Annotated in this window: 20 protein-coding genes; 7 read left to right on the forward strand and 13 right to left on the reverse strand. The window is 69.2% G+C overall.

Annotated features, from left to right (window positions below):
- Window positions 1–101 precede the first annotated feature (101 nt).
- Window positions 102–3641: a DNA polymerase III subunit alpha gene (dnaE, locus tag ACIRA5_RS22800; protein WP_403693283.1), complete on the reverse strand. Its 3540-nt coding sequence runs from the start codon at window positions 3639–3641 to the stop codon at window positions 102–104.
- 324 nt (window positions 3642–3965) lie between these two features.
- Between dnaE and ACIRA5_RS22805 the strand changes: the two genes are divergently transcribed.
- The 5 genes from ACIRA5_RS22805 to ACIRA5_RS22825 all read left to right on the forward strand — a co-directional run bounded on the left by ACIRA5_RS22805 (window position 3966) and on the right by ACIRA5_RS22825 (window position 9207).
- Window positions 3966–5309: a DUF2252 domain-containing protein gene (locus ACIRA5_RS22805; RefSeq protein ID WP_403693285.1), complete on the forward strand. Its 1344-nt coding sequence runs from the start codon at window positions 3966–3968 to the stop codon at window positions 5307–5309.
- Window positions 5310–5401: 92 nt separating this feature from the next.
- A complete protein-coding gene (locus ACIRA5_RS22810) occupies window positions 5402–6088 on the forward strand; it encodes a hypothetical protein (protein ID WP_403693287.1) in 687 nt (228 codons plus the stop codon).
- Between the two features lie 94 nt (window positions 6089–6182).
- Window positions 6183–6992, forward strand: a complete 810-nt coding sequence (locus tag ACIRA5_RS22815) for a thioredoxin domain-containing protein (RefSeq protein ID WP_099925733.1) — start codon at window positions 6183–6185, stop codon at window positions 6990–6992.
- Window positions 6993–7085: 93 nt separating this feature from the next.
- Window positions 7086–8756, forward strand: a complete 1671-nt coding sequence (locus tag ACIRA5_RS22820; protein ID WP_403693289.1) for an alkaline phosphatase D family protein — start codon at window positions 7086–7088, stop codon at window positions 8754–8756.
- A gap of 97 nt (window positions 8757–8853) precedes the next feature.
- The gene (locus ACIRA5_RS22825; protein ID WP_403693291.1) at window positions 8854–9207 is read left to right on the forward strand and encodes a hypothetical protein; all 354 of its coding nucleotides are present in this window, start codon (window positions 8854–8856) and stop codon (window positions 9205–9207) included.
- Between the two features lie 124 nt (window positions 9208–9331).
- On the opposite strand, the gene ACIRA5_RS22830 is transcribed toward ACIRA5_RS22825, so the two are convergent.
- A complete protein-coding gene (locus ACIRA5_RS22830) occupies window positions 9332–9901 on the reverse strand; it encodes a dienelactone hydrolase family protein (RefSeq protein WP_352046580.1) in 570 nt (189 codons plus the stop codon).
- A 100-nt stretch (window positions 9902–10001) separates the two neighbouring features.
- Between ACIRA5_RS22830 and ACIRA5_RS22835 the strand changes: the two genes are divergently transcribed.
- On the forward strand, window positions 10002–11153 hold the full coding sequence (locus ACIRA5_RS22835) for a mechanosensitive ion channel family protein (RefSeq protein ID WP_403693293.1): 1152 nt from the start codon (window positions 10002–10004) through the stop codon (window positions 11151–11153).
- 91 nt (window positions 11154–11244) lie between these two features.
- Here ACIRA5_RS22835 and ACIRA5_RS22840 read toward each other — a convergent pair whose 3' ends face one another.
- The 5 genes from ACIRA5_RS22840 to ACIRA5_RS22860 all read right to left on the reverse strand — a co-directional run bounded on the left by ACIRA5_RS22840 (window position 11245) and on the right by ACIRA5_RS22860 (window position 16132).
- Entirely contained in the window at window positions 11245–12831 is a 1587-nt protein-coding gene (locus ACIRA5_RS22840) for a Na+/H+ antiporter (protein ID WP_403693294.1), read from the reverse strand.
- A gap of 108 nt (window positions 12832–12939) precedes the next feature.
- Window positions 12940–13428: a GNAT family N-acetyltransferase gene (locus ACIRA5_RS22845; RefSeq protein ID WP_352046583.1), complete on the reverse strand. Its 489-nt coding sequence runs from the start codon at window positions 13426–13428 to the stop codon at window positions 12940–12942.
- Window positions 13425–14369: an RluA family pseudouridine synthase gene (locus ACIRA5_RS22850; protein ID WP_097226191.1), complete on the reverse strand. Its 945-nt coding sequence runs from the start codon at window positions 14367–14369 to the stop codon at window positions 13425–13427. The genes ACIRA5_RS22845 and ACIRA5_RS22850 overlap by 4 nt, the downstream gene beginning before the upstream one ends.
- 117 nt (window positions 14370–14486) lie before the next feature.
- Window positions 14487–15095, reverse strand: a complete 609-nt coding sequence (lspA, locus tag ACIRA5_RS22855; RefSeq protein WP_403693295.1) for a signal peptidase II — start codon at window positions 15093–15095, stop codon at window positions 14487–14489.
- 92 nt (window positions 15096–15187) lie between these two features.
- Window positions 15188–16132: a TraR/DksA family transcriptional regulator gene (locus ACIRA5_RS22860; RefSeq protein WP_403693296.1), complete on the reverse strand. Its 945-nt coding sequence runs from the start codon at window positions 16130–16132 to the stop codon at window positions 15188–15190.
- A gap of 629 nt (window positions 16133–16761) precedes the next feature.
- Here ACIRA5_RS22860 and ileS point away from each other — a divergent pair.
- On the forward strand, window positions 16762–19905 hold the full coding sequence (gene ileS, locus ACIRA5_RS22865) for an isoleucine--tRNA ligase (protein WP_403693297.1): 3144 nt from the start codon (window positions 16762–16764) through the stop codon (window positions 19903–19905).
- Between the two features lie 258 nt (window positions 19906–20163).
- Here the strand turns inward: ileS and ACIRA5_RS22870 are convergent, their stop codons facing one another.
- The 6 genes from ACIRA5_RS22870 to ftsZ form a co-directional block, all read right to left on the reverse strand.
- Window positions 20164–21429 carry a DivIVA domain-containing protein gene (locus ACIRA5_RS22870; RefSeq protein WP_403693298.1) on the reverse strand — a complete coding sequence of 422 codons (1266 nt, stop codon included), beginning with the start codon at window positions 21427–21429 and terminating at the stop codon, window positions 20164–20166.
- Window positions 21430–21475: 46 nt separating this feature from the next.
- Complete coding sequence (locus tag ACIRA5_RS22875; RefSeq protein ID WP_075026383.1) at window positions 21476–21760, reverse strand: YggT family protein; 285 nt, start codon at window positions 21758–21760, stop codon at window positions 21476–21478.
- Between the two features lie 51 nt (window positions 21761–21811).
- Complete coding sequence (locus tag ACIRA5_RS22880) at window positions 21812–22453, reverse strand: cell division protein SepF (RefSeq protein WP_403693300.1); 642 nt, start codon at window positions 22451–22453, stop codon at window positions 21812–21814.
- Between the two features lie 129 nt (window positions 22454–22582).
- Window positions 22583–23302: a YggS family pyridoxal phosphate-dependent enzyme gene (locus ACIRA5_RS22885; protein WP_352046587.1), complete on the reverse strand. Its 720-nt coding sequence runs from the start codon at window positions 23300–23302 to the stop codon at window positions 22583–22585.
- Window positions 23303–23308: 6 nt separating this feature from the next.
- Window positions 23309–24016, reverse strand: coding sequence for a peptidoglycan editing factor PgeF (pgeF, locus tag ACIRA5_RS22890; protein WP_352046588.1), 708 nt, complete (start codon window positions 24014–24016; stop codon window positions 23309–23311).
- 26 nt (window positions 24017–24042) lie between these two features.
- Window positions 24043–25236 (reverse strand): cell division protein FtsZ, encoded by a 1194-nt coding sequence (ftsZ, locus tag ACIRA5_RS22895; protein WP_067363745.1) that lies wholly within the window; start codon window positions 25234–25236, stop codon window positions 24043–24045.
- Window positions 25237–25442: the final 206 nt, after the last annotated feature.

Genomic DNA, 25442 nt, shown 5'->3' on the forward strand with positions numbered 1-25442 from the left:
GAAGCCCGGGCACACACCGAGGGGCGCATCCGGCAACGGATGCGCCCCTCGCGTACATCATCTGACCCTGTCAGCTGATCCGTCAGCCCGCGAGTGATCCGTCAGCCCGCGAGGCAGGACGGGCCCAGCAGCACCTTCAAGTCACCGAACAGCGCCGGATCCGGCTTCACCCGGTGCCGGTCGAGCCGCAGCACGGTGGTCTTGCGCGGACCCTGGAGCCTGATGCGCACCTCGCTCTCGCCCTTGTGGTGGCTGAGGATCTCGCCGAGGCGGCTCACCATCGGCGGGGTGACCTTCAGCGCCGGGATCGTGAGGATCACGGGTGCGTTGGTGCCCGCGTTCGACAGGTCGGGGACCTGAAGCTCCATCGCGACCAGCCGCGGCACGTCCTCGCGCTTGTCGAGGCGGCCCTTGACGAAGACGACCGCGTCCTCGACGAGTTGGGTCGACACCAGCTGGTACGTCGCCGGGAAGAACATGCACTCGAGGGAACCGGCCAGGTCCTCCACCGTGGCGATCGCCCAGGCGTTGCCCTGCTTGGTCATCTTGCGCTGGAGCCCCGAGATGATGCCGCCGATGGTGACGACCGCGCCGTCCGCGTGCTCACCCCCGGTGAGCTGGGAGATGCCCGCGTCGGCCTTGTCGGACAGCACGTGCTCCAGGCCGAAGAGCGGGTGGTCGGAGACGTACAGACCGAGCATCTCCCGCTCCTGGGCGAGCAGATAGGCCTTGTCCCACTCGTCGGTGGTGAACTCCACGTCGAGTCCGAAGCCGGGCTCGCTGGTGTCCTCGTCGCCCATGCCGCCGAAGAGGTCGAACTGGCCCTCGGCCTCCTTGCGCTTGACCTGCACCACGTTGTCGATCATCGGCTCGAACTGCGCGGTGAGGCCCTTGCGGGTGTGCCCCATGGTGTCGAACGCGCCCGCCTTGATCAGCGATTCCGTGGTGCGCTTGTTGCAGGCGACGGCCTCGACCTTGTCGAGGTAGTCCGGGAAGGAGGCGTACTTCCCCTTGGCCTTGCGGCTTTTGATGATCGACTCGACGACGTTCGTGCCGACGTTGCGGACGGCGGAGAGGCCGAAGAGGATCACGTCGTCGCCCTGCGCGGCGAAGTTCTGTTCCGACTCGTTGACGTTGGGCGGCAGCACCTTGATGCCCATGCGCCGGCACTCGTTCAGATAGATCGCGGACTTGTCCTTGTCGTCCTTGACCGAGGTGAGCAGGCCCGCCATGTACTCGGCGGGGTAGTTCGCCTTCAGGTAGGCGGTCCAGTACGAGACCAGTCCGTACGCGGCCGAGTGCGCCTTGTTGAACGCGTAGCCGGCGAAGGGCACCAGCACGTCCCACAGGGCCTGGATAGCCTCGTCGCTGTAGCCGTTCTTCTTCGCGCCGGCCTGGAAGATGGTGAAGTTCTTCGCCAGCTCGTCGGGCTTCTTCTTGCCCATCACACGGCGGAGGATGTCGGCCTCGCCGAGCGAGTACCCGGCGATGATCTGGGCCGCCTTCTGCACCTGCTCCTGGTACACGATCAGGCCGTAGGTGACCGCCAGAACCTCCTGGAGGGGCTCCTCCAGCTCCTTGTGGATCGGCGTGATCTCCTGCAGGCCGTTCTTGCGGAGCGCGTAGTTCGTGTGCGAGTCCATGCCCATCGGGCCGGGACGGTAGAGCGCCGAGACGGCGGAGATGTCTTCGAAGTTGTCGGGCTTCATCAGGCGCAGCAGCGAGCGCATGGGGCCGCCGTCGAACTGGAAGACGCCGAGGGTCTCGCCGCGCTGGAGCAGTTCGAAGGTCGTCGGATCGTCGAGCGGGAGGGCCAGCAGGTCGAGGTCGACGCCCTTGTTGGACTTCACCATCTTGACGGCGTCGTCCATGATCGTCAGGTTGCGCAGGCCGAGGAAGTCCATCTTCAGCAGGCCGAGCGACTCGCACTGCGGGTAGTCCCACTGCGTGATGGTCACGCCGTCGGTGTGCCGCACCCAGACCGGGGCGTGGTCGACGATGGGCTCGCTGGACATGATGACGCCGGCGGCGTGCACGCCCATCTGCCGGACCAGGCCCTCGACGCCCTTGGCGGTGTCGATGACCTTCTTCACGTCCGGCTCGTTCTCGTACATCGCGCGGATCTCGCCCGCCTCGCTGTAGCGCGGGTGCGAGGAGTCGGTGATGCCGCTGAGGTCGATGCCCTTGCCGAGGACGTCGGCGGGCATCGCCTTGGTGAGGCGGTCGCCCATGGCGTACGGGTAGCCCAGGACGCGCGCGGAGTCCTTGATGGCGTTCTTCGCCTTGATCTTTCCGTAGGTGCCGATCATGGCGACCTTGTCGGCGCCGTATTTCTCGGTCACGTACCTGATCACCTCGACGCGCCTGCGCTCGTCGAAGTCGATGTCGACGTCGGGCATGGAGACGCGCTCGGGGTTCAGGAACCGCTCGAAGATCAGACCGTGCGGGATCGGGTCGAGGTCGGTGATGCCCATGGCGTACGCGACGATCGAACCGGCCGCCGAGCCACGGCCCGGGCCCACGGCGATGCCCTGCTTCTTGGCCCACATGATGAAGTCGGCGACGACGAGGAAGTACCCCGGGAACCCCATCTGGATGATGACGTCCATCTCGTACTCGGCCTGCTTCTGGCGGTCGTCGGGGACGCCGCCGGGGAAGCGGCGCTCCATGCCGATGCGCACCTCCTCCTGGAACCAGGTGACCTCGGTGTAGCCCTCGGGGATGTCGAACTTCGGCATGAGGTTCTTCGCCTCGAACATGCCGGTGGTGTCGATCTGCTCGGCCACCAGGAGGGTGTTGGCGCAGCCCTGCTGCCAGGCGTCCGAGGAGTCGACGGCGTACATCTCGTCCGTGGACTTCAGGTAGTAGCCCGTGCCGTCGAAGCGGAAGCGGTCCGGGTCGGAGAGGTTCTTGCCGGTCTGGATGCACAGCAGGGCGTCGTGAGCGGTCGCCTCGTGCGCGTACGTGTAGTGCGAGTCGTTCGTCACCAGGGGCGGGATGCCGAGCTTCTTGCCGATCTCCAGGAGTCCGTCGCGGACCCGGCGCTCGATCTCGATGCCGTGGTCCATCAGCTCCAGGAAGTAGCGGTCCTTGCCGAAGATGTCCTGGTACTCGGCGGCCGCCTTCAGGGCCTCGTCGTACTGGCCGAGGCGCAGGCGGGTCTGGAGCTCGCCGGAGGGGCAGCCGGTGGAGGCGATGAGCCCCTCGGACCACTGGGAGATGGTCTCCTTGTCCATTCGGGGCCACTTCTGGAGCCAGCCCTCGGCGTACGCGTCCGAGGAGAGCTTGAAGAGGTTGTGCAGGCCGGTCCGGTTCGCCGCCCAGATCGTCTTGTGCGTATAACCACCCGAACCGGACACGTCGTCGCGCTTCTGGTGCGGCTGGCCCCACTGGATCTTGCGCTTGTTGCGCCGGGACTCCGGGGCGACGTACGCCTCGATGCCGATGATCGGTGTGACGCCCGCCTTCTTCGCCGTGTGGAAGAAGTCGTAGGCCCCGTGAAGGTTGCCATGGTCACTCATGGCGATGTGCGTCATGCCCATCTCATTGCAGGCGTTGAACATGTCCTTGAGCCGCGCGGCACCGTCCAGCAGCGAGTACTGGGTATGGACGTGCAGGTGCGTGAACGGCGGCTTTGACACGGCTTCGGCCTCCAAGAAGAACAATCGTCGACAGGCTGCGGACAGTCTGGGGGGACAGCGTCGAAGTCTATGACGCGCCACTGACACTGGAGACGAACACTGGGCGCGAAGCGCCTCAATGAGGGGCGGTGGTCGGGTGACGGGCGGGCCGACCACCCGTACCTTCATCCGGGGCGCGGGGCACGCGCGCGTACCGTTCGTCCCCGGTGCGCGGGCACTCCCGCGTACCTTCGTCCGTTGGGAGAGGACGGAAGCAACCGTCCCGGCGGACGGACACGTCCTTCCCCCATGTCAAGCACCACCTGCACCAGGAGGCACCCAGCGATGTCGGTCCCGCAGCTCAGCGCCGAGCAACGCGGCGAGCAGATCCTCGCCGTCTTCGACACCGCCTTCGGCGAGCTCCTGGCCGCCGACCCGGCCGCGTTCCGCGTCAAGTTCCGCAAGATGGCGGCCTCCGCCTTCGCGTTCTACCGGGGCACGGCAGGCCTCTTCTACCACGACCTCACCGCGGAGATCGGTTTCGGGCCGAGGCGCGGCGGACCGTACCTGGACGAGCGCACCTCCCGTGTGTGGATCCACGGCGACCTGCACGCCGAGAACTTCGGCACGTACATGGACGCCAACGGCCGCCTGATCTTCAACGTGAACGACTTCGACGAGGCCTACGTCGGCCCCTTCACCTGGGACCTCAAGCGTTTCGCCGCCTCCGTGGCCCTCATCGGGTATGCGAAGGCGCTCGGTGACGACCAGATCACAGAGCTGGTCAAGGTGTACGCGGCGGCCTACCGCGAGCGCATCCACGCCCTGGCCACCGGCGCCAAGAGCGACGAGGTGCCTCCCTTCACCCTGGACACGGCCGAGGGCCCGCTCCTGGACGCGCTGCGTGACGCCCGCTCGCTGACCCGCTTCGGGCTGCTCGACTCGATGACCGAGATCCGCGACTTCGAGCGCCGCTTCGCGCCCGGCGGCGGCTCCATCGAGCTCGACGCGGCCACCCGCTACAAGGTGCTCGCGGCCTTCGACGGCTACCTGGAGACGCTCCCCGAGTCCTCCCTGGCCCGCCCCGACTCCTACCGGGTGAAGGACGTCGTCGGCCGCCGCGGCATCGGCATCGGCTCCGCCGGACTGCCTTCGTACAACATCCTTCTGGAGGGCAACAGCGACGCCCTGGAGAACGATGTCGTGATCTACATCAAGCAGGCCCAGACCCCGGCCGTCTCCCGGCACATCACGGACTCCTCGATCCGCGAGTACTTCCAGCACGAGGGTCACCGCACGGTGATCTCCCAGCGTGCCCTGCAGGCACACGCCGACCCGTGGCTGGGCTGGACCGAGCTGGACGGCGCCGGCCAGCTGGTCGCCGAGGTCTCGCCGTACGCGGTGGACCTGGACTGGGGCGACATCGACGACCCGGAGGAGATCGCCTCGGTCGTCGCCGACCTCGGCCGGGCCACGGCCACCATGCACGCCGCGGCCGACGACGAGAGCGGCCACTCGGAGCTGGTCCCGTTCTCCACCGAGCGGGCCATCGACGCGGCGATCGCCGCCGACGAGGACGGCTTCTCGGGCCTCCTGGTGGACTTCGCGCACAGCTACGGCGCACGCGCGCGTGCCGACCACCAGATCTTCGTCGACCTGTTCCGCAACGGCCGGATCCCGGGCCTGTAGGCACCCCGGACGACGGACCCACAACGCTCCCGTAACACATAGGAACCCTTTAGGGGGCCCTTACGGGAGCACGTGGGACACTCGGCTCCGCTATGGACATACCCGGGACCCAGCTCAGAGCCGTGCGCGCGGCACTGTTCACGGCTGTCGTCGTGACGCTCTCCACCGCGTCGCACGTCCTGCTGTCCCGGGTCCCGCTGCCACTGGGCACCCTGGCGGCGATCGCCGCGGCCGTCTTCGTCATCGCCTACGCGCTGGCGGGCCGCGAGCGCGGCTTCGGCCGGATCGCCGCCCTGCTCATCCCGCTGGAGCTGACCGCCGACACCGTGTTCACCACGGGCCAGCACGTCTGTTACGGCAGGGCGGGCGGCCCCGTCGCGGGCCCGCTGCGCTCGGTCGGCTTCGACGTGCTGTGCGGCGGCGGCAGCGTGGGCACCCCGCTGGCCCACGTGACCGGCGGCAGCGGCGACCGTGCCGCCACCCTGCTCGCGCAGACCGACCCGGCCGCCGCCTGGCTGCTGCTCGCCGCCCATGTCAGCGTCGGGCTGCTCGCGGCCGCCTGGCTGCGCCGCGGCGACCGCGCCCTGGACCAGCTGCTGCGCGCGGTGGCCGCGGCCACCTTCCGGCCCCTGCTGATCGCGGTCGCCGCGGTGACCGTACAGCTCGCCCCGGTACGCCGGCTGCCGCGCCCCGCGCGCCGGAGCGCGGGCGCCCGCACCCGCCTGTTCGTGCACTCCCTGGGACGGCGTGGACCGCCGCTCTCGGCCGCTTTCGCCTGAACCATCGCTTCTGCGCGACAGCCCTTGAGCACCGGCAGTCCCCCATACGTATCCCGCGTACGACGTGTGCGCGTCCCCCATGGAGATCACCAACATGAGCAAGCGAAACAGCCAGGCGGCGAAGACGGCGGCCCGGGAGAAGCTGCGCCTCGAGCGCGAGCGCCAGGCCAAGCGCGACAAGGTCAAGCGCCAGGCCATCGTGGCCGGCTCCATCGTCGCCGTCCTCGCGATAGCCGGCGGCGTCGGCTACGCGGTCGTGCAGAACAACAAGCCGAGCTACTGGGCGGGCCTGAAGGACGCCAAGGTCGTCGCCCCGGCCAACACCACCGGCACCAAGGGCACCACCGTCGTCATCGGCAAGAGCACCGCCAAGAAGACCCTCAAGGTCTACGAGGACCCGCGCTGCCCGGTCTGCGCCCAGTTCGAGCAGACCGTCGGCTCGACCGTGAAGAAGGACATCGACGACGGCAAGTTCAAGTTCCAGTACGTCGGCGCCACGTTCATCGACGACAAGGACAACGGCCAGGGCTCCAAGAACGCGCTGAGCGCCCTGGGCGCCGCGCTGAACGTCAGCTCCGAGGCGTTCCTCGAGTACAAGACCGCGCTGTACTCGACGAAGTGGCACCCGGACGAGACGACCGACAAGTTCAAGGACGACGCCTACCTCCTCAAGGTCGCCGACACCGTTCCCGCGCTGAAGGGCAACACCGCGTTCCAGAACGCGGTGAAGAAGGGCACCTACGACGCCTGGGCGATGGCCATGTCGAAGACCTTCGACGACAACAAGGAGGGTGTGACCGGCACCCCGGGCTTCGTCATGGACGGCAAGCAGCTCAACGGCGGCACCCCGCTCCTGACGGTGGCCGACTTCGACAAGGTGGTGGACGCGGCCCTCAAGGGCTGACGCCGACGGGGGAATCCGGCCTCCGCGTGAAGAGCGGGCGAACTTTCGTGGTTCGCCCGCTCTCGCGCGTACCGATCAGTAACCTGTTCGGTCGTGACCAGTCGATACAGATCATCCGAGGCGTCCCAGGGCCTCAACTCTCCCTCGCCCCGCCGCCGTACGGTCGTCAAGGCCGCGGCGGCGACCGCTGTCCTGGCCGGCCCACTCGTCGCCGCCCTGCCGGCCCGCGCCGCCGCGGACGCCCCCGCCTTCCTGCACGGCGTCGCCTCCGGCGACCCGCTCCCGGACGGCATCCTGCTGTGGACCCGGGTGACGCCCACCTCCGCGGCGATACCCGGCTCCGGCGTCGGCCCCGACACCGAAGTCAGCTGGACCGTCGCCAAGGACAAGGCGTTCACCACGATCGTCTCCAAGGGCTCCCTCACCGCGACGGCCGCCTCCGACCACACCGTGAAGGCGGACATCCGCGGCCTGGAACCGGCCACGGACTACTGGTTCCGCTTCTCCGCGGGCGGCACCGACTCGCCCGTCGCCCGCACCCGCACCGCCCCGGCCGCCAACGCCGCCGTGGCGGGCCTGCGCTTCGGCGTCGTCACCTGTGCCAACTGGGAGGCGGGCTACTTCTCGTCGTACCGCCATCTCGCGGCCCGAAGCGACCTGGACGCCTGGCTGCATCTCGGGGACTACATCTACGAGTACAAGTCCGGCGAGTACGCGGCGCGCGGCACGGTCGTCCGGCCGCACTCCCCCGCGAACGAGATCATCACCCTCGCCGACTACCGCACCCGGCACGGCAAGTACAAGACCGACCCGGACCTCCAGGCCCTGCACCACAAGGCGCCGGTCGTGGCGATCTGGGACGACCACGAGTTCGCCGACAACGCCTGGTCCGGCGGCGCGGTCAACCACACCGAGGGCGCCGAGGGCACCTGGACGGCACGTCAGGCTGCCGCGAAGCAGGCCTACTTCGAGTGGATGCCGGTACGCCCGGCGATCGCGGGCACCACCTACCGCCGGCTGCGCTTCGGCAAGCTCGCCGACCTCTCCCTGCTCGACCTGCGGTCCTTCCGCTCCCAGCAGGCGTCCACGGCCAGCGGCACGGTCGACGACCCGGACCGTACGATCACGGGCCGGGCCCAACTCGACTGGCTGAAGGCCGGGCTGAAGGCGTCCGACACCACCTGGCGGCTGGTCGGCAACTCGGTGATGATCGCGCCGTTCGTCATCGGCTCGCTCACCGCCGACCTGCTCAAGCCGCTCGCCAAGCTGCTGGACCTGCCGCAGGACGGCATCGGCGTCAACACCGACCAGTGGGACGGCTACACCGACGACCGCCGTGAGCTCCTCGCGCATCTGCGCTCGAACGCGATCGGCAACACGGTGTTCCTCACCGGCGACATCCACATGTCCTGGGCCAACGACGTGCCGGTGGACGCCGGGACGTACCCGCTGTCCGCGTCGGCCGCCACCGAGTTCGTGATCACCTCGGTGACCTCCGACAACCTCGACGACATCGTGAAGGTCCCCGAGGGCACGGTCTCCGCGATCGCCGCCCCGCTCATCCAGATCGCCAACCGGCACGTCCACTGGGTCGACACCGACCGCCACGGATACGGCGTCCTGGACATCACCGCCGACCGCGCGCAGATGGACTACTACGTCCTGTCCGACCGCACGAACGCCAACGCGACCTCGTCCTGGGCTCGTTCGTACCGCACGCGCACCGGAACCCAGAAGGTCGAGCGCACCTACGATCCGGTATAGAAAACAATTCCGGGCGTGGGGAAGATCTTGATAGCGTCGGCCGCATTGTCTGATCGTCATACCGACGGTCCGTCAGTTCTGTCACGATTGGAGTCACATGGCCACCCCCCAAAGTGTCCTGACGAAGACCGCAGTGCTCGGCGCCGCCCTGGCGCTCGCCGGACTCACCGCCACATCCGCCGAGGCGCAGGAAGCCACGGCGGCAGCGGCACCGGCGTACGTCAACCTGACGACGGCCGAAAGCTCTCCCATATACGCCCAGCCCACTTCCTCGTCGACGAGGTACCGTACGGAGCCGCGGGGCACGACCCTGCGGATCCAGTGCTCGACCACCAAGACCCCCTCGGGGGAGCGGTGGTTCAGGATCTACGACTCCAAGCCGACGTCCTGGGTGTGGTCCGGTCACTTCCCGTCGCAGGTGCACCCGCCCAAGGAGTGCTTCCCGGGCTAGGTTCTCCGACGTTCCACAACGCCGGTAGTCGCAGTTGACCGAAGTTGAACAGACGGGCCCGGGTCATCCAACAGATGACCCGGGCCCGTCTGTTGGAAGCCTGTCACCCCGGTGCGGCGGACCGCTACAGCGAGTCGAGGAAGCCGAGCGCCACCCGCCAGGTGGCCTCGGCGGCCTCCTCGTCGTAGTCGGGCAGGCCGGGGTCGGTGTACAGGTGCCCGGCACCGGCGTACCGGTAGATCTCCACGTCCGCCCCCGCCCGCTGCATCTGCAGGTACCAGGCGCTCAGCCAGTCGTCCGTCTCGAACGGGTCCGGCTCCGCGACGTGCAGCTGGACCGGCAGCTCGTCCACCGACGCGCTCTCGGCGATGTCCGATGTCCCGTGCAGGAGCAGCAGCCCAAGGGCCTTCTCGTCGCCGAGCGCCAGGGTCTGCGCGATGGAGGCGCCGAGCGAGAACCCCGCGTACACCAGGCCGCGCTCGGAATAGGGGGCGGCGGCCAGGACGGCGCGTCTGAGCAGCTCCTCCTTGCCGATCCCGTCGTTGAAGGCCATGCCCTCCTCCACGGTCTCGAAGGTGCGGCCCTCGAAGAGGTCCGGCGTCCACACCTCGTGCCCCGCGGCACGCAGCCGGTCGGCCGCCGCGCGCACCGCGGGCCGGGGCCCGTAGGTCGAGTGAAAGAGCATGATGTTCATGCGCCCCATGGTGCCAGCCAGGACCGACAGCCCCGGATCGAGGACCGGGGACCAGGGGCGACATGTTCAGGGCGGCCCCAAGCCGGTTACGGTCTCAGGCATGGAGAACGTACTGCGTCCCCTGATCGTCGTCGGTGGCTCGGTCGTGCTCACGCTGCTCATCGGATGGGCCGTGGACCGCGTACTGCGCAAGGCCGACGCCCGACACGAAGAGACCTCCCTGTGGGGCCTGCTGCGCCGCGCACGGGTCCCCTTCCAGCTCGTGCTGTTCGCCGCTCTGCTGCGCGGCTCGTACGACCAGGCGAAGTTGCTCGTGGAACACCGGGTCGGCGTCGGCCGCACCCTGACCCTGATCCTCATCGGGTCCGCCGCGTGGCTCGTGATCCGCATCGCGACGGCGATCGTCGAGACCTCCTACACCCGCTATGCGAACGCCCACCGCGACCCGGCGCGGGTGCGCCGGGTGCGCACGCAAGTGACGCTGATCCAACGGGTGGTGTCCGCGGTCGTCGCCGTGGTGGCCGTCGCCTCGATGCTGCTCACCTTCCCCGCGATGCGCGCGGCTGGTGCCTCGCTGCTGGCCTCGGCCGGCATCCTCGGCATCGTCGCCGGTGTCGCCGCCCAGTCCACGCTGGCGAATCTCTTCGCCGGGCTGCAGATCGCCTTCGGCGACATGGTGCGCCTCGGCGACACGGTCGTGGTGGACGGCGAGTGGGGCACCGTCGAGGAGATCACACTGACGTTCCTGACGGTACGCACGTGGGACGAGCGCCGGATCACGATGCCGGTCTCGTACTTCACCTCCAAGCCCTTCGAGAACTGGTCCCGCGGCACCCCCCAGATGACCGGCATCGTCTTCTTCCACGTCGATCACTCGGCACCCGTCGAGGCGATGCGCGAGCAGCTCCGCGACATCCTGCGCGAGTGCCCGGCCTGGGACGGCCGCGACTACGGTCTCGCCGTCACCGACTCCACCCCCAACACCATGCAGGTGCGCGCCCTGGTGACCGCGAAGGACGCGGACGACATCTGGACGGTACGGGTCACGGTGCGCGAGCGCATGATCCGCTGGCTCACCGACGTACACCCCTACGCCCTCCCCCGCGTCAACACGGCCGAGGCGATCCTGCCCCTGAACTGGCCCAACGGCCGCCCCCACCGCCCGAACCACGACGACACCGACGGCGCGATAGCCGCCCCCACGACCCCCCACACCCCTGACCCCCCACGAACGGGCCCAGGCCGAGCCTGACCACCCCAGGTCCCGACCCCCGCACCCCCCACAGGCGACCGTCAGTTGTCAGCAGGGTGGAAACGGGCGGTGCGCGGGCGGGAGAACACTCTCAACGCAGACTACGTACGTCCAGGTGCCGCAGCACCCGGTCCACGATCTCCGGATCCGCCCCCGGCTCACTCCGCGCCGACAACACCTCATGCCGCGCCGCGCTCAGCATCTCCCCCTGAATCCGCCGCAACCGCTTCACCCGTCGAGCCCGCTGCTCATGCGCCTCCCGCCGCTCCTCGTCCCCCAGATCCGGACTGATCCGCGTCCCGATGTCGAAGGCCCGCCGAATCAGCTGCTCGGACAGCTCCTCCGGCAGCTCCTCCACCTCCTCGATCTCCTTGAGCCTCCGCTTCGCCGCCTTCGCCGCCCGAACCGCCAGCTCCTTCTCGAACGCCTTCTCGACGTCCTCGTCGGCCCGCACCCCGAGCCTGCGCACCAGCCACGGCAGCGTGAGCCCCTGGAGTACCAGCGTGGCCATGATCACGCCGAACGCGATGAAGATGATCTCGTCCCGGTCGGGAAACGGCGACCCGTCGTCCATCTTCAGCGGAATGGCCAGCGCGAGGGCCACGGAGGCGACTCCCCGCATCCCCGACCACCACATGATCACGGTCTCCCGCCACGAGGTCGGGATCTCCTCGTCGTAGTCCCGTTTCGCGTGCAGCCGTTTCGTGAGCCACGTCGCCGGCATCAGATACGCCAGCCGTACGAACACCACGACAGCGACGATCGCGGCGGCCCAGCCCAGCATCTCGCCCCACCGCCCCGACGCCGTCCTGATCGCGTTGTGCAGCTCGAGCCCGATCAGCCCGAACGCGACCCCGGTGACCAGCGTGTCCACCACGTCCCAGAACGTGTACCCGGCGAGCCGCGTCATGACGTCGTCGGCATCGGCGGCGTACTCCGCGAGGAACAGCGCGGTGGTGAGCACGGCGAGCACCCCCGACCCGTGCAACTCCTCCGCAAGGACGTACGACGCGAAGGGCACCAGCAGCGTCATCCCGATCTGCAGCGTGGCGTCACCGAGCAGCGACATCAGCTTGTTCGCCGCCCACCCCAGCGCCAGCCCGATGGCGACCGCGACCACGGCGGACAGCACGAGATCGAGCCCCGCCCGCCACGGCGAGAAGGTGCCGCTCACGGCGGCGGCGATCGCGACGTGGTAGAGCACGATGGCCGTCACGTCGTTGAAGAGCCCCTCGCCCTCCAGGATCGACACCAGTCGGCGGGGCAGCCCGAGTTGCCCCGCGACGGCTGTCGCGGCGACCGGGTCGGGCGGCGCCACCAGCGCGCCCAGGGCGACCGCGGCGGCGATCGGCAGCCCAGGCACGATGGCGCTCGCGACGAAGGCCACGGCCGCCGTGGTGACGAACACCAGCGCCACGGCGAGCAGGAAGATCGGCCGTTTGTTGGCGGCGAACTGTCTCCACGAGGTGCGTCGCACCGAGGCGTACAGCAGCGGAGGCAGCAGCAGGGGCAGGATCAGCTCCGGCGGGACGTCCACGTTGGGCACGAAGTCCAGCACGGCCAGCACGATCCCGAGGAGCGTCATCAGGACAGGCGCCGGCAGCCCGAAGCGGTCCCCCACCGGGACGCTCACCACGGCCCCGAGCAGCAGCACGAACAACAGGGCCAACTGATCCACGGTCAGCGCTCCGGCAAGGTCTAGGCGATCAAGGAAGAGCCAGACCTCAAGCGTGCCACGCGCCTACGACAATGCCCTCCCGGCAACCCGCGTGCGACGGACCCCGTCTCACACGGCCTTGCGCATCGCCCGGTGGTCGATCCCGGCGTCGAGGAACTCCTCGCCGTACGCCACGTACCCGAGCCGCTCGTAGAACCCCATCGCCTGCGTCTGCGCGTGCAGGTCCACCGCCGCGAGGCCACGCGCGCGTGCCGCGTCCTCGATGGCCCGTACGAGGGCCACGCCGACGCCGAGCCCGCGCGCCGCCTTCGTCACGGCGAGCCGGCCGAGCGAGCCGACCGTCAGGTCGCCGTCGGTCTTCGCGGCGGCCTCCGAGCCGTACAGGAGCCGTCCGGTGCCCAGCGGCACCCCGTCCTCGCGGATCGCCAGCACATGCAGGGCACCGGCGTCGTACGCGTCGTACTCGATGTCCTCGGGGACGCCCTGTTCGCCGACGAAGACCTCCTTGCGCACCGCGAAGCACGCCTCACGGTCCGCGGCGTCCTCGGCCACCCGCACCACGTAGGCGCCGTCCCGCGCCCCGTCCGAGCCGCTCACGCGTAGCTCTCCTCACGCACCTTGTCGAGCGCCTTCTGCAGGTCCTCGGGGTAGTCGCTCTCGAACTCCGCCCACTGCCCGTCCCCGGGGTGCTCGAAGCCGAGCCGCACCGCGTGCAGCCACTGCCGGGTCAGACCGAGCCGCTTGGCGATCGTCGGGTCCGCGCCGTAGGTCAGGTCCCCCACGCAGGGGTGGCGGTGGGCCGCCATGTGGACACGGATCTGATGGGTGCGGCCGGTCTCCAGCTTGATGTCGAGCAGGCTGGCCGCCCGGAACGCCTCGATCAGGTCGTAGTGCGTGACGGACGGCTTGCCCTCGGCCGTCACCGCCCACTTGTAGTCGTGGTTGGGGTGCCGGCCGATGGGTGCGTCGATGGTGCCGCTCATCGGGTCGGGGTGTCCCTGGACCAGCGCGTTGTACCGCTTGTCGACCGTGCGTTCCTTGAACTGCCGCTTCAGTGAGGTGTACGCGCGCTCCGACTTGGCCACGACCATCAGCCCGGAGGTGCCGACGTCCAGCCGGTGCACGATGCCCTGCCGCTCGGCGGCACCCGAGGTCGAGATCCGGTATCCGGCCGCCGCGAGGCCGCCGATCACCGTCGGACCGCTCCAGCCGGGGCTCGGGTGCGCGGCCACACCGACCGGTTTGATGATCACGACGATGTCGTCGTCGTCGTGCACGATCTCCATGCCCTCGACGGGCTCGGCGACGATCTGCACGGGGGCGGGAGCCTGCGGCATCTCCACTTCGAGCCAGGCGCCGCCGTGCACCCGCTCGGACTTTCCGACCACCGAGCCGTCGACCGTGACCTTCCCCGCCGCGGCGAGCTCGGCGGCCTTCGTGCGGGAGAAGCCGAACATGCGGGAGATGGCGGCGTCGACGCGCTCGCCCTCCAGGCCGTCGGGCACGGGCAGGTTGCGGATCTCGGGAATGGTGCTCACCCGTCGAGTATGCCGGACGGGTCGGACACCGCCGGACCACCGCCCGAACAGCAGTGCCCGTGGACCTGCCTCCAGACGTCCTTCCAGACGTCCCGTACGCCACCCCGTGCGGGCCGATCAGTCCTTGTGGACCGTGCCGTCCGGGTCGAGCCCGCGGAAGGACAGCAGCACGATCAGGACGCCGCCGCAGACGATCGCCGAGTCGGCCAGGTTGAAGACCGCGAAGTGCTTGGGCGCGATGAAGTCCACGACCGCGCCCTCGAAGATCCCGGGCGCGCGGAAGATCCGGTCGGTCAGGTTGCCGAGCGCACCGCCCAGCAGCAGACCGAGCGCGATCGCCCAGGGCAGGCTGTAGAGCTTGCGCGCGAGCCGCGCGATCACCACGATCACGGCCGCGGCGATCACCGTGAAGATGATCGTGAACGCCTCGCCGAAGCCGAAGGCCGCACCCGCGTTGCGGATCGCCTCGAACCTCAGCCAGTCCCCGATGATCTGGATCGGCGCGTGATGCTCCAGCTTCGCGACCACGATCAGCTTGCTGACCAGGTCGAGGGCGTACGCCAGGGCGGCGACCGTGAACAGGACGGCGACCCTGCGCCTGCCCCTGGGCACCTCGGCCGGGGCCCCGGTGCCTTCCACGGTCCCTTCCACGCCGGACTGCTCCGGCTCGGCGCCCCCCGCTCCTGGGGTATCCGGCGTACCGATGATGCGCTCCGCCTCTGCCACGTGAGTGAGTCCCTCGACCTAGGTGCCTGACTGAGGACGAGGGTACGGCACACCCCCCGGCGCCCACGTGCGCAGGAGCCCTCCCGCGCGAATCAGTAGCGGCGTTCCTGCTTCTGCTTGCACTCGACGCACAGGGTGGCTCGCGGGAAGGCCTGCATCCGCGCCTTGCCGATGGGATCGCCGCAGTTCTCGCAGAGCCCGTAGGTGCCCGCGTCCAGCCGCTCCAGGGCTCGCTCGGTCTGCTCCAGCATCTCGCGCGCGTTGGCCGCCAGGGCCATCTCGTGCTCGCGTGTGATGTTCTTCGTGCCGGTGTCCGCCTGATCGTCGCCCGCTCCGTCGCCGGAGTCGCGCATCAGGCCCGCGATCGCCTCTTCGGACGACGAGATCTCGGTGCTCAGCCGCAGCGCCTCGGACTGGAGTTCGGTGCGCGCCTCCGCGACCTCCTCCGGGGTCCAGGGGTCCTCACCGGGGCGCACCGCGAGCTCCCCGGGCTCCACCGCGGCGATCCGCGCCTTGGGGACAGCGGTGGGGTTCTGCGCCGCCGTGGCCGTGCCAGGAGTCTTCTTCGCAACCACCGTCGTGGCTCCCGTCGTCTTCGCGGCCTTGGCCGCGCCTTCGGCCGCGGAAGCGACCGACTTCTTCGCCGTACTGGTGCTTTTCCTTGCCGTACCGCTGCTCTTCCTGGCCACGCTCTTGCCGTCGGCCTTCTTGGCCACCGCCTTCCGGGCGACCGTTTCCTTGGCCACCGCTTCCTTGGCCACGGATTTCTTGGCGACCGCCTTCTTGGCGACCGCTTTCTTGGTGGCTCCCTTCGTAGCGGCCGTTTTCCCGGTGGCCGCCGCCTTCTTGCCGACAGCGGCTTTCGTGGCCGTCTTGGCGGGCGGCTTCGCGGCGGTCTTCGTGGCGGTGTTCACCGGATTGGCCGCATGCGCCGCGGGCGCCACCGACGCGCTCTTCTTGCCACCCACGTCCTTGGCCGCCGGACCCGTGGATCTGCTGGACGCCGACTGCTGTACGGCGGTCTTCTTCGCCACCATGGCCGCGGCCCCTTCACATATTGTGATTTTGCGCGCAAATCGTGCTGGGACGATAAATCGACTTCTGGTCCGCGGCAACCGGGCGCACCAACGTTTCGTCCGCCCCGCGGGTCCCTCGCGAGGAACCTGCATGCGTTGTGCCCAGCTCCCCGCCGGGTAATCCGCCAGGTCCGGCGTTCCAGGATCCGGACGCCCGCGCCTCGCCGTTCGGGTCACCGCGCAGGCCGTGGGACGCCCCGGACGTCCCCGGCGGCGCACCCCGGAAAACCGGTCGGCCGCTGTCCGCGCGGCGCCGTACACTGGGCGCAGCGAGAAGCGTGGATGGGGACGAGTAGCGGCGTACGCAGCCAGGAGCGACCCGGGGACGGTGGAAGCCCGGGGGCGAGCGCGACGCGAAGATCACCCCGGAGCCGCCGGAAGAAAGCCGCAGCGAGCGAGCAGCGGCCGGTAGAACCGGCATCGCGACCCCAATGAGGGGGCTCACTGGTGCGCAGCACGCACCGGGGAGCCAAGGAGGGTGGTACCGCGGGAGCGCGCCGCGCACGGCGTCCGCAGCATCCAGGAGATGGCTGCTCAGGCTCTCGTCCCTCCGGACGGAAGGCAGAAAGTCCGCCGGAGGAAGCTCGCTGATGACAACGCCGACGTACCGCCAGGTGCCCGCCCAGGTCGACCTGCCCGCGCTCGAGCACGCCGTGCTCGACTTCTGGCGCGAGCAGAAGATCTTCGCCAAGAGCCTTGAGCAGTCCGAGGGCCACCCTGAGTGGGTGTTCTACGAGGGCCCGCCCACCGCGAACGGCATGCCGGGCGCCCACCACATCGAGGCGCGCGTCTTCAAGGACGTCTTCCCGCGCTTTCGCACCATGCGCGGCTATCACGTGGCCCGCAAGGCCGGCTGGGACTGCCACGGCCTCCCGGTCGAGCTCGCGGTGGAGAAGGAGCTCGGCTTCACCGGCAAGCAGGACATCGAGGCGTACGGCATCGCCGAGTTCAACGCCAAGTGCCGCGAGTCCGTGACCCGTCACACCGACGCGTTCACCGAGCTCACCAACCGCATGGGCTACTGGGTCGACCTGGACGACGCGTACCGCACGATGGACCCCGAGTACGTGGAGTCCGTGTGGTGGTCGCTCAAGGAGATCTTCAACAAGGGTCTGCTCGTCCAGGACTACCGCGTGGCCCCTTGGTGCCCGCGCGACGAGACGGGCCTGTCGGACCACGAGCTGGCACAGGGCTACGAGACGGTCGTCGACCCGTCCGTGTACGTCCGTTTCCCGCTCACCTCCGGTCCGCTGGCCGGCCAGGCCTCGCTCCTGGTGTGGACGACGACCCCGTGGACGCTGGTCTCCAACACCGCGGTCGCCGCGCACCCCGAGGTCACCTACGCCGTCGCGACGAACGGTGAGGAGAAGCTCGTCGTCGCCGCGCCGCTCGTCGAGAAGGCGCTCGGTGAGGGCTGGGAGGCCACCGGTGAGACCTTCACCGGCGCCGAGATGGAGCGCTGGACCTATCAACGTCCGTTCGAGCTGGTCGAGTTCCCGGCCGAGGCCCACTACGTGGTCAACGCCGCGTACGTGACGACCGAGGACGGCACGGGTCTGGTCCACCAGTCCCCCGCCTTCGGCGAGGACGACCTGAAGGTCTGCCGGGCGTACGGACTGCCGGTGGTGAACCCGGTCCGCCCGAACGGCACCTTCGAGGAGAGCGTTCCGCTCGTCGGCGGTGTCTTCTTCAAGAAGGCGGACGAAAAGCTCACCGAGGACCTGCAGCAGCGTGGTCTGCTCTTCAAGCACATTCCTTACGAGCACAGCTACCCGCACTGCTGGCGCTGCCACACCGCACTCCTCTACTACGCGCAGCCGTCCTGGTACATCCGCACCACCGCCATCAAGGACCGTCTCCTCCAGGAGAACGAGAAGACCAACTGGTTCCCGGAGTCCGTCAAGCACGGCCGCTTCGGCGACTGGCTGAACAACAACGTCGACTGGGCGCTGTCCCGCAGCCGCTACTGGGGCACCCCGCTCCCGCTGTGGCGCTGTGAGGAAGGCCACCTCACCTGTGTCGGCTCCCGCGCCGAGCTCTCCGAGCTGACGGGCACCGACCAGTCGAACCTGGACCCGCACCGCCCGTTCATCGACGAGGTCACCTTCGCGTGCCCGCAGGACGGCTGCCGGCGGACGGCGACACGCGTGCCGGAGGTCATCGACGCCTGGTACGACTCGGGTTCGATGCCGTTCGCTCAGTGGGGCTACCCGTACAAGAACAAGGAGCTCTTCGAGAGCCGCTACCCGGCGCAGTTCATCTCCGAGGCCATCGACCAGACCCGCGGCTGGTTCTACACCCTCATGGCGGTCGGCACCCTCGTCTTCGACAAGTCGTCGTACGAGAACGTCGTGTGCCTGGGCCACATCCTCGCCGAGGACGGCCGCAAGATGTCCAAGCACCTGGGCAACATCCTGCAGCCGATCCCGCTGATGGATCAGCACGGCGCGGACGCGGTGCGCTGGTTCATGGCGGCCGGCGGCTCCCCCTGGGCGGCCCGCCGCGTCGGCCACGGCACCATCCAGGAGGTGGTGCGCAAGACGCTCCTGACCTACTGGAACACGGTCGCCTTCCAGGCCCTCTACGCCCGCACCTCCGACTGGGCCCCCTCCGAGGCCGATCCGGCCCCGGCCGACCGCCCGGTCCTCGACCGCTGGCTGCTGTCCGAGCTGCACGCGCTCACCGACCAGGTCACCCAGGCACTGGAGGCGTACGACACCCAGCGTGCCGGAAAGCTCCTCTCCGCGTTCGTCGACGACCTCTCGAACTGGTATGTGCGCCGCTCCCGCCGCCGTTTCTGGCAGGGCGACAAGGCCGCGCTGCGCACCCTGCACGAGGTCGTGGAGACGGTCACGCGGCTGATGGCCCCGCTGACCCCGTTCATCACCGAGCGGGTCTGGCAGGACCTGATCGTCCCCGTGACGCCGGGCGCCCCGGAGTCCGTACACCTGTCCTCGTGGCCGGAGGCGGATCTGTCCGCCATCGACCCGGAGCTGTCGAGGCAGATGGTCCTCGTCCGGCGTCTGGTGGAGCTGGGCCGCGCCACGCGCGCGGAGTCGGGCGTCAAGACGCGCCAGCCGCTGTCCCGCGCGCTGGTCGGGGCGATCGGCTTCGAGTCGCTCGACGGGGAGCTGCACGCGCAGATCACCGAAGAGCTGAATGTCACCTCCCTCGCCTCCCTCTCCGAGGTGGGCGGCTCGCTGGTCGACACCACGGCCAAGGCGAACTTCCGCGCGCTGGGCAAGCGCTTCGGCAAGGGCGTCCAGGCGGTCGCCAAGGTGATCGCCGAGACGGACGCGGCGGCCCTCTCCCTCGCCCTGCGCGAGGGCACCGCCTCGGTGGAGGTCGACGGCGAGACGGTGACGCTGGCCGCGGACGAGGTCATCATCACGGAGACCCCGCGCGAGGGGTGGTCGGTGGCGTCCGACTCGGGTGCCACGGTCGCTCTGGACCTGGAGATCACCGAGGAGCTGCGGCAGGCGGGTCTCGCCCGTGACGCGATCCGGCTGATCCAGGAGGCCCGCAAGAACAGCGGCCTCGACGTGGCCGACCGGATCGCTCTGCGCTGGACGTCCACCGACCCGGCCGTCATCGCCGCCCTGAACGAGCACGCCGCGCTGATCGCCGACGAGGTCCTCGCCACCGACTTCGCCCAGGGCGAGGCCGACGACACCTACGGCGCCTCGTTCACCGACGAGGGCCTGTCCCTCACCTTCCGCCTCCGCAAGGCGTAGCCCCCCTGCCCCCAGGGGTGCGGGGAACTGCGCGACCAGCCCCCACCGGCCCGCAGCCGAAGAACGAAGGCCGGGGCCCACCAAAGATCTTGGTGGGCCCCGGCCTTCGGCGTTGCGTACCCCGTACAGATGCCCCAAGGAACCGCACGCGCGCCCGAGACTTCCCCGCCCGAAACAGCACGGCAAAAGGGCGGAGCCCCGGAAAGATCCGGGGCTCCGCCCTGAACGCTGCCGACGCCTAAGGCGTACTCAAGGCCGTCAGTTGTCGTCCTCGTCGATGAGGAACCCACGCATCGGCGAGGGGGCCTGCTGCATCGGCGACGGCCCCTGGGGCCGTACCGGAGCCATCGGCTGGGTCATGGCCGGCGACATCTGCTGCTGCCCGCCGTAGGAGGGCGCCGCCGGTGCCGGGGCACCGCCCATGCCCTGACCGCCGTACGACGGCGCACTCGCGCCGGCCGGAGCCATCGAGGGCGCGGAGGGCGACGGCAGGGAGGCCGTGGCCGGAGTGCGCGGCGGGGCGAGCGAGTCGTCCGCCTGCGTCTCCAGCTGGCGCAGCTGCGACTCCAGGTAGGACTTCAGACGCGTACGGTACTCGCGCTCGAAGCCACGCAGGTCCTCGACCTTGCGCTCCAGCGTGGCGCGGGCGGACTCCAGGGAGCCCATCGCGACACGGTGCTTCTCCTGCGCGTCCCGCTCCAGCGCGTCGGCCTTGGCACGGGCGTCACGCTCGAGACCCTCGGCGCGGCTGCGGGCCTCGCCGACGATCTTGTTGGCCTCGGAGCGGGCCTCGGCGATCGCCTGGTCGGCGGTCTGCTGAGCCAGCGAGAGGACACGCGCGGCGCTGTCGCCACCGGGGCCCTGCTGCGGCATCTGCGGGCCGTGACCGCCCATGGGTCCACCCATGGGGCCGCCCATCGGGCCACCCATCTGCTGCTGCATCTGAGGCTGCATCTGGCCCGGCATCTGCTGCTGCATCTGCTGACCGGGGCCCTGGCCCATGGGGCCCTGACCCATCTGGCCCTGGCCCATCGGACCCTGACCCATGGGGCCCTGGCCCATCGGACCCTGACCCATGGGGCCCTGCCCCATCGGACCCTGGCCCATCGGACCCTGACCCATGGGGCCCTGGCCCTGCTGGCCGCCCTGGGCGCTGGGGCCCGCGGGCAGCTGCGGCGCACCGCTCGGCAGCTGGGGCGGGCCACCCATGGGGCCACCCATCTGCTGCTGCGGCGGGCCCGATATGCCGGCGGGTACGGGCGCACCGGGACCTCGCATGCCCTGCGGCGGGCCCTGCTGGTCCTGCTGCTCGGGCGGCTTGCGCATGCCCTGCTGCTGGTTCTGCGCAGCCGCGCGCGTGGCCGCCGCCAGTTTGGCGCGCAGGTCCTCGTTCTCGCGGAGCAGTCGCGTCAGTTCGGCTTCGACCTCGTCGAGGAAGGCATCGACCTCGTCCTCGTCATAGCCTTCTCGGAGGCGGACGGTCGTGAACTGCTTGTTCCGCACGTCCTCGGGGGTCAACGGCATCTCTTCACCTCAACGTAGTCGTCGGCATTCGGCAAGACCGTATCGTTCACAGCCGGCTCACGACGGAGATCAGGATGTAGACGATGATCATCAGTACGAAGAAGGACAGGTCGAGCGCCACGCCCCCGAGACGCAGCGGCGGAATGAACCGCCGCAGAAGCTTGAGCGGTGGATCGGTGACAGTGTAGGTGGCCTCGAGAACGACCACCATCGCCTTGCCGGGTTGCCATGAGCGGGCGAACTGGAAGACGTAGTCCATGACCAACCGGAAAATCAACACGACGAGGAAACACGTCAGCGCGACGTAGAGAACCTGCCCGACCACGCTCATGATCCGTGCTTACCTCTCCCCTGTTTCCGTACCTTGATCCGGTCCTGCGTCTCAGCTCTGGTTGAAGAACCCGCCCTCTGCGATGCGGGCCTTGTCCTCCGCCGTGACATCGACGTTAGCAGGCGACAACAGGAACACCTTCTGCGTCACCCGCTCGATGCTGCCGTGGAGACCAAACACCAAACCGGCCGCAAAGTCGACAAGTCGCTTCGCATCTGTGTCATCCATCTCAGTCAGATTCATGATCACCGGGGTGCCCTCACGGAAGTGTTCCCCGATGGTACGGGCCTCGTTATAGGTCCGCGGGTGAAGTGTGGTGATCCGGTACGGCTCTCGTTCCGACACGACCTTGGGCATGATCACCGGTGCGTTCTTCTCCAGGCTTGCGCGTTCTTGTGTGATGGATGCCACGGGCGCGATCCGCGCCGGACGGCTGGATTCCGCAGTGAGCGAAGCGGAATGCGGCAACGGATCGCGAGGCGCCGGAGGCTGCACCATGCGCACCGATTCATCCCTTTGGGACTGATGTGCCTGATGCGACTGGTGAGGCGGCTCGTGCCGCCGCCGGTCACGCTCGGGCTCCGGGTCGAGCTCGGGCTCGAACTCGTCATCGGGGTCGAAGCCCCTGCCGTCGTACCCATCGTCCTCCACGAGGCCGAGGTAGACCGCCATCTTGCGCATCGCGCCGGCCATGCTCTGAGTCCTCCGCTCTGTGGTGGATCGGCTGACGAATTGCCAAGTGCCCGCGATCCACGAGGTCGTTATGCCCGCCAGTGGCGGTAATGACCATATTTTCTGCTGTGGTCCGACTTCTTGGCGACGTTACCCGAGCCCGGGTCGGACTCCGAGTACCGCCGTACCGACGCGTACATGTGTCGCTCCGGCCGCCACGGCCTGCTCGAGGTCCGCACTCATCCCTGCAGACACCATGTTCGCAGCCGGATGCGTGCGGCGCATAGCAGTCGACAAATCCATCAGCCGCTCGAACGCCGCTTGTTGGCGCCCGGCGTACGCCCCGGTGAGCGGTGCGACGGTCATGAGTCCGTCGAGCCGGAGCCCGGGTGCCCCGGCGATGAGGTCGGCCAACTCTTCGATTCCGCCGACTCCGACGCCTCCCCGCTCACCCCGGCCGCTCTCCTGCGCGTCCAGTGCGACCTGGATGAGGCAGCCCACCTCGCGCTCCACCCGCACCGCTTCCTTCGACAGGACCGTGACGAGCCGGGCACGGTCCACGGACTGCACCACATCCGCGTAACCGACCACAGAACGGACCTTGTTGGTCTGCAACTGACCGACAAAATGCCACGAGAGGGGCAGATCCGAGCAAGCCGCGGCCTTGGGCGCCGCGTCCTGGTCCCGGTTCTCGGCGACGTTGCGCACACCGAGCTCCGACAGGATCCGCACATCGCCGGCGGGGTAGGTCTTGGTGACCACGATCAGGGTCACCTCTTCGCGCTTGCGCCCGGCGGCCACACAGGCCGCCGTGATGCGCTCTTCCACTTTCGCCAGATTTCCGGCGAGTTGAGCCTTACGTTCCGTCATGCCCCATCAGTCCAGCCAGACATAGCCCGCGAGCCGCCCGGTGGTGCGGTCCCGTCGGTACGAGAAGTGGTCGTCCGACTCCAGCGTGCACACCGGCGACTGCGCCCGGTCGCACACCCCGAGCCGTTCCAGCTGCGCGTGCACTCCGGCGGTCACATCGACCGCGGGAGTGCCCCAGCTGGTCTCGGCGTACGCCGCCGGCTCGACGGCGGCGACTTCGGCGCGCATCTCGTCCGGCACTTCGTAGCACCGGCCGCAGACCGCGGGTCCGGTGCGGGCGACGATCCGCTCGGGCTCGGCGCCGAGTTCCACCATGGCCCGCACGGCGGCGGGGACGACCCCGGCGACCATGCCGGGCCGTCCCGCGTGGGCGGCTGCCGCGATCCCGGCGACCGGGTCGGCCAGCAGCACGGGCGTGCAGTCGGCGGTGAGGACGGCGAGGGCGAGCCCGCGCCGCGCGGTCACGATCGCGTCGACGGACGGGATCTCCGCGGAGAGCCACGGTCCGTCGACCACCGCCACGTCCGGCCCGTGCACCTGGTTCATCCAGACGACCAGGGCCGGGTCCAGTCCGAGCGACTTGGCGGCCAGTTCACGATTGGTCCGTACGGCGTCGGGGTCGTCGCCGACCGCTCCGCCGAGGTTGAGCTCCTCGTACGGAACGGCGCTCACCCCGCCCCACCGGTCGGTGAAGGCGAAGTGCGCGCCGCTCACGGTGCTCGTTTCGGAGCGATGTCCTATCACTTCAGGAAGTCCGGCACGTCCAGCTCCTCGGCCGCGCTGTCCGAGTAGGCGCGGGACGGCGGGACCGGCGGAGCGACCTGGACCTCGTTGACCGGCTCCGGGGTGGGCTCCGGGGCCTCCTTCGGCGTGACGCTGCCGAGCGAGCCGAAGGACGGACGGCTCTCGGCGGCCCGCACCGGCGCGGGCTCCTCGCGCTGCTTGGCGGAGGTGGAGCCGAGGATGTTGTCCCGCTTGGCCGGCGGCTGGCCGCCGTCGAAGCCTGCGGCGATCACGGTGACCCGCACCTCGTCGCCGAGCGCGTCGTCGATGACCGCGCCGAAGATGATGTTGGCCTCGGGGTGTGCGGCCTCGCTGACCAGCTGGGCAGCCTCGTTGATCTCGAACAGACCGAGGTCGGAGCCGCCGGAGATGGAGAGCAGGACGCCGCGTGCGCCGTCGATGGAGGCTTCCAGGAGCGGCGAGGAGATCGCCATCTCGGCCGCCGCCACGGCGCGGTCGTCGCCGCGGGCCGAGCCGATGCCCATGAGCGCGGAACCCGCCTCGGACATCACGGACTTGACGTCGGCGAAGTCGAGGTTGATCAGACCGGGCGTGGTGATGAGGTCGGTGATGCCCTGAACACCGGACAGCAGGACCTGGTCCGCCGACTTGAAGGCGTCGAGGACGGAGACCTGGCGGTCCGAGATGGACAGCAGCCGGTCGTTCGGGATGACGATGAGGGTGTCGACCTCTTCGCGGAGTTCCGCGATGCCGTCCTCGGCCTGGTTGGCGCGACGCCGTCCTTCGAAGGTGAAGGGGCGGGTGACCACGCCGATGGTGAGGGCGCCGAGCGAGCGGGCGATGTTGGCCACGACGGGCGCGCCGCCGGTGCCGGTGCCGCCGCCTTCACCGGCCGTCACGAAGACCATGTCGGCCCCCTTGAGGACCTCCTCGATCTCCTCGCGGTGGTCCTCGGCCGCCTTGCGGCCGACGGCCGGGTTGGCTCCGGCGCCGAGTCCGCGCGTGAGTTCGCGGCCGACGTCGAGCTTGACGTCGGCGTCGCTCATCAACAGAGCTTGCGCGTCCGTGTTGATGGCGATGAACTCGACGCCCTTGAGACCGACCTCGATCATCCGGTTGATGGCATTGACACCACCGCCGCCGACACCGATGACTTTGATGACTGCGAGGTAGTTCTGCGGTGCTGCCACGTCGAAGGCCTCTCGCCTCGAGTTACGTGTCGTCGCCTCGCACGCTCGCGATCCGACGACTGATGCCGAATGGGACGGTCCGAACGCCGACCCGAACCCTAACGCTGAAGTTTAGGGTTACCAGTGTGTCTGTTCCTTGGACTCTTCCGAACAGGACACTAAGTCGACAAGTGGCGCACGTTCAACGAACACGCCGAACCTCCCGT

The organism is Streptomyces sp. NPDC096311, assembly GCF_044763085.1.
In the GTDB taxonomy this organism is placed as follows: Bacteria; Actinomycetota; Actinomycetes; order Streptomycetales; family Streptomycetaceae; genus Streptomyces.

Coding starts and splice junctions, on each gene's coding strand:
- ACIRA5_RS22870 (WP_403693298.1), bottom strand. CDS start 21,429: ATGCCGTTGACCCCCGAGGACGTGCGGAACAAGCAGTTCACGACCGTC.
- ACIRA5_RS22835 (WP_403693293.1), top strand. CDS start 10,002: ATGGAGAACGTACTGCGTCCCCTGATCGTCGTCGGTGGCTCGGTCGTG.
- ACIRA5_RS22825 (WP_403693291.1), top strand. CDS start 8,854: ATGGCCACCCCCCAAAGTGTCCTGACGAAGACCGCAGTGCTCGGCGCC.
- ACIRA5_RS22815 (WP_099925733.1), top strand. CDS start 6,183: ATGAGCAAGCGAAACAGCCAGGCGGCGAAGACGGCGGCCCGGGAGAAG.
- ACIRA5_RS22880 (WP_403693300.1), bottom strand. CDS start 22,453: ATGGCCGGCGCGATGCGCAAGATGGCGGTCTACCTCGGCCTCGTGGAG.
- ACIRA5_RS22885 (WP_352046587.1), bottom strand. CDS start 23,302: ATGACGGAACGTAAGGCTCAACTCGCCGGAAATCTGGCGAAAGTGGAA.
- ACIRA5_RS22805 (WP_403693285.1), top strand. CDS start 3,966: ATGTCGGTCCCGCAGCTCAGCGCCGAGCAACGCGGCGAGCAGATCCTC.
- ACIRA5_RS22830 (WP_352046580.1), bottom strand. CDS start 9,901: ATGAACATCATGCTCTTTCACTCGACCTACGGGCCCCGGCCCGCGGTG.
- ACIRA5_RS22810 (WP_403693287.1), top strand. CDS start 5,402: ATGGACATACCCGGGACCCAGCTCAGAGCCGTGCGCGCGGCACTGTTC.
- ACIRA5_RS22875 (WP_075026383.1), bottom strand. CDS start 21,760: ATGAGCGTGGTCGGGCAGGTTCTCTACGTCGCGCTGACGTGTTTCCTC.
- ileS (WP_403693297.1), top strand. CDS start 16,762: ATGACAACGCCGACGTACCGCCAGGTGCCCGCCCAGGTCGACCTGCCC.
- ACIRA5_RS22860 (WP_403693296.1), bottom strand. CDS start 16,132: ATGGTGGCGAAGAAGACCGCCGTACAGCAGTCGGCGTCCAGCAGATCC.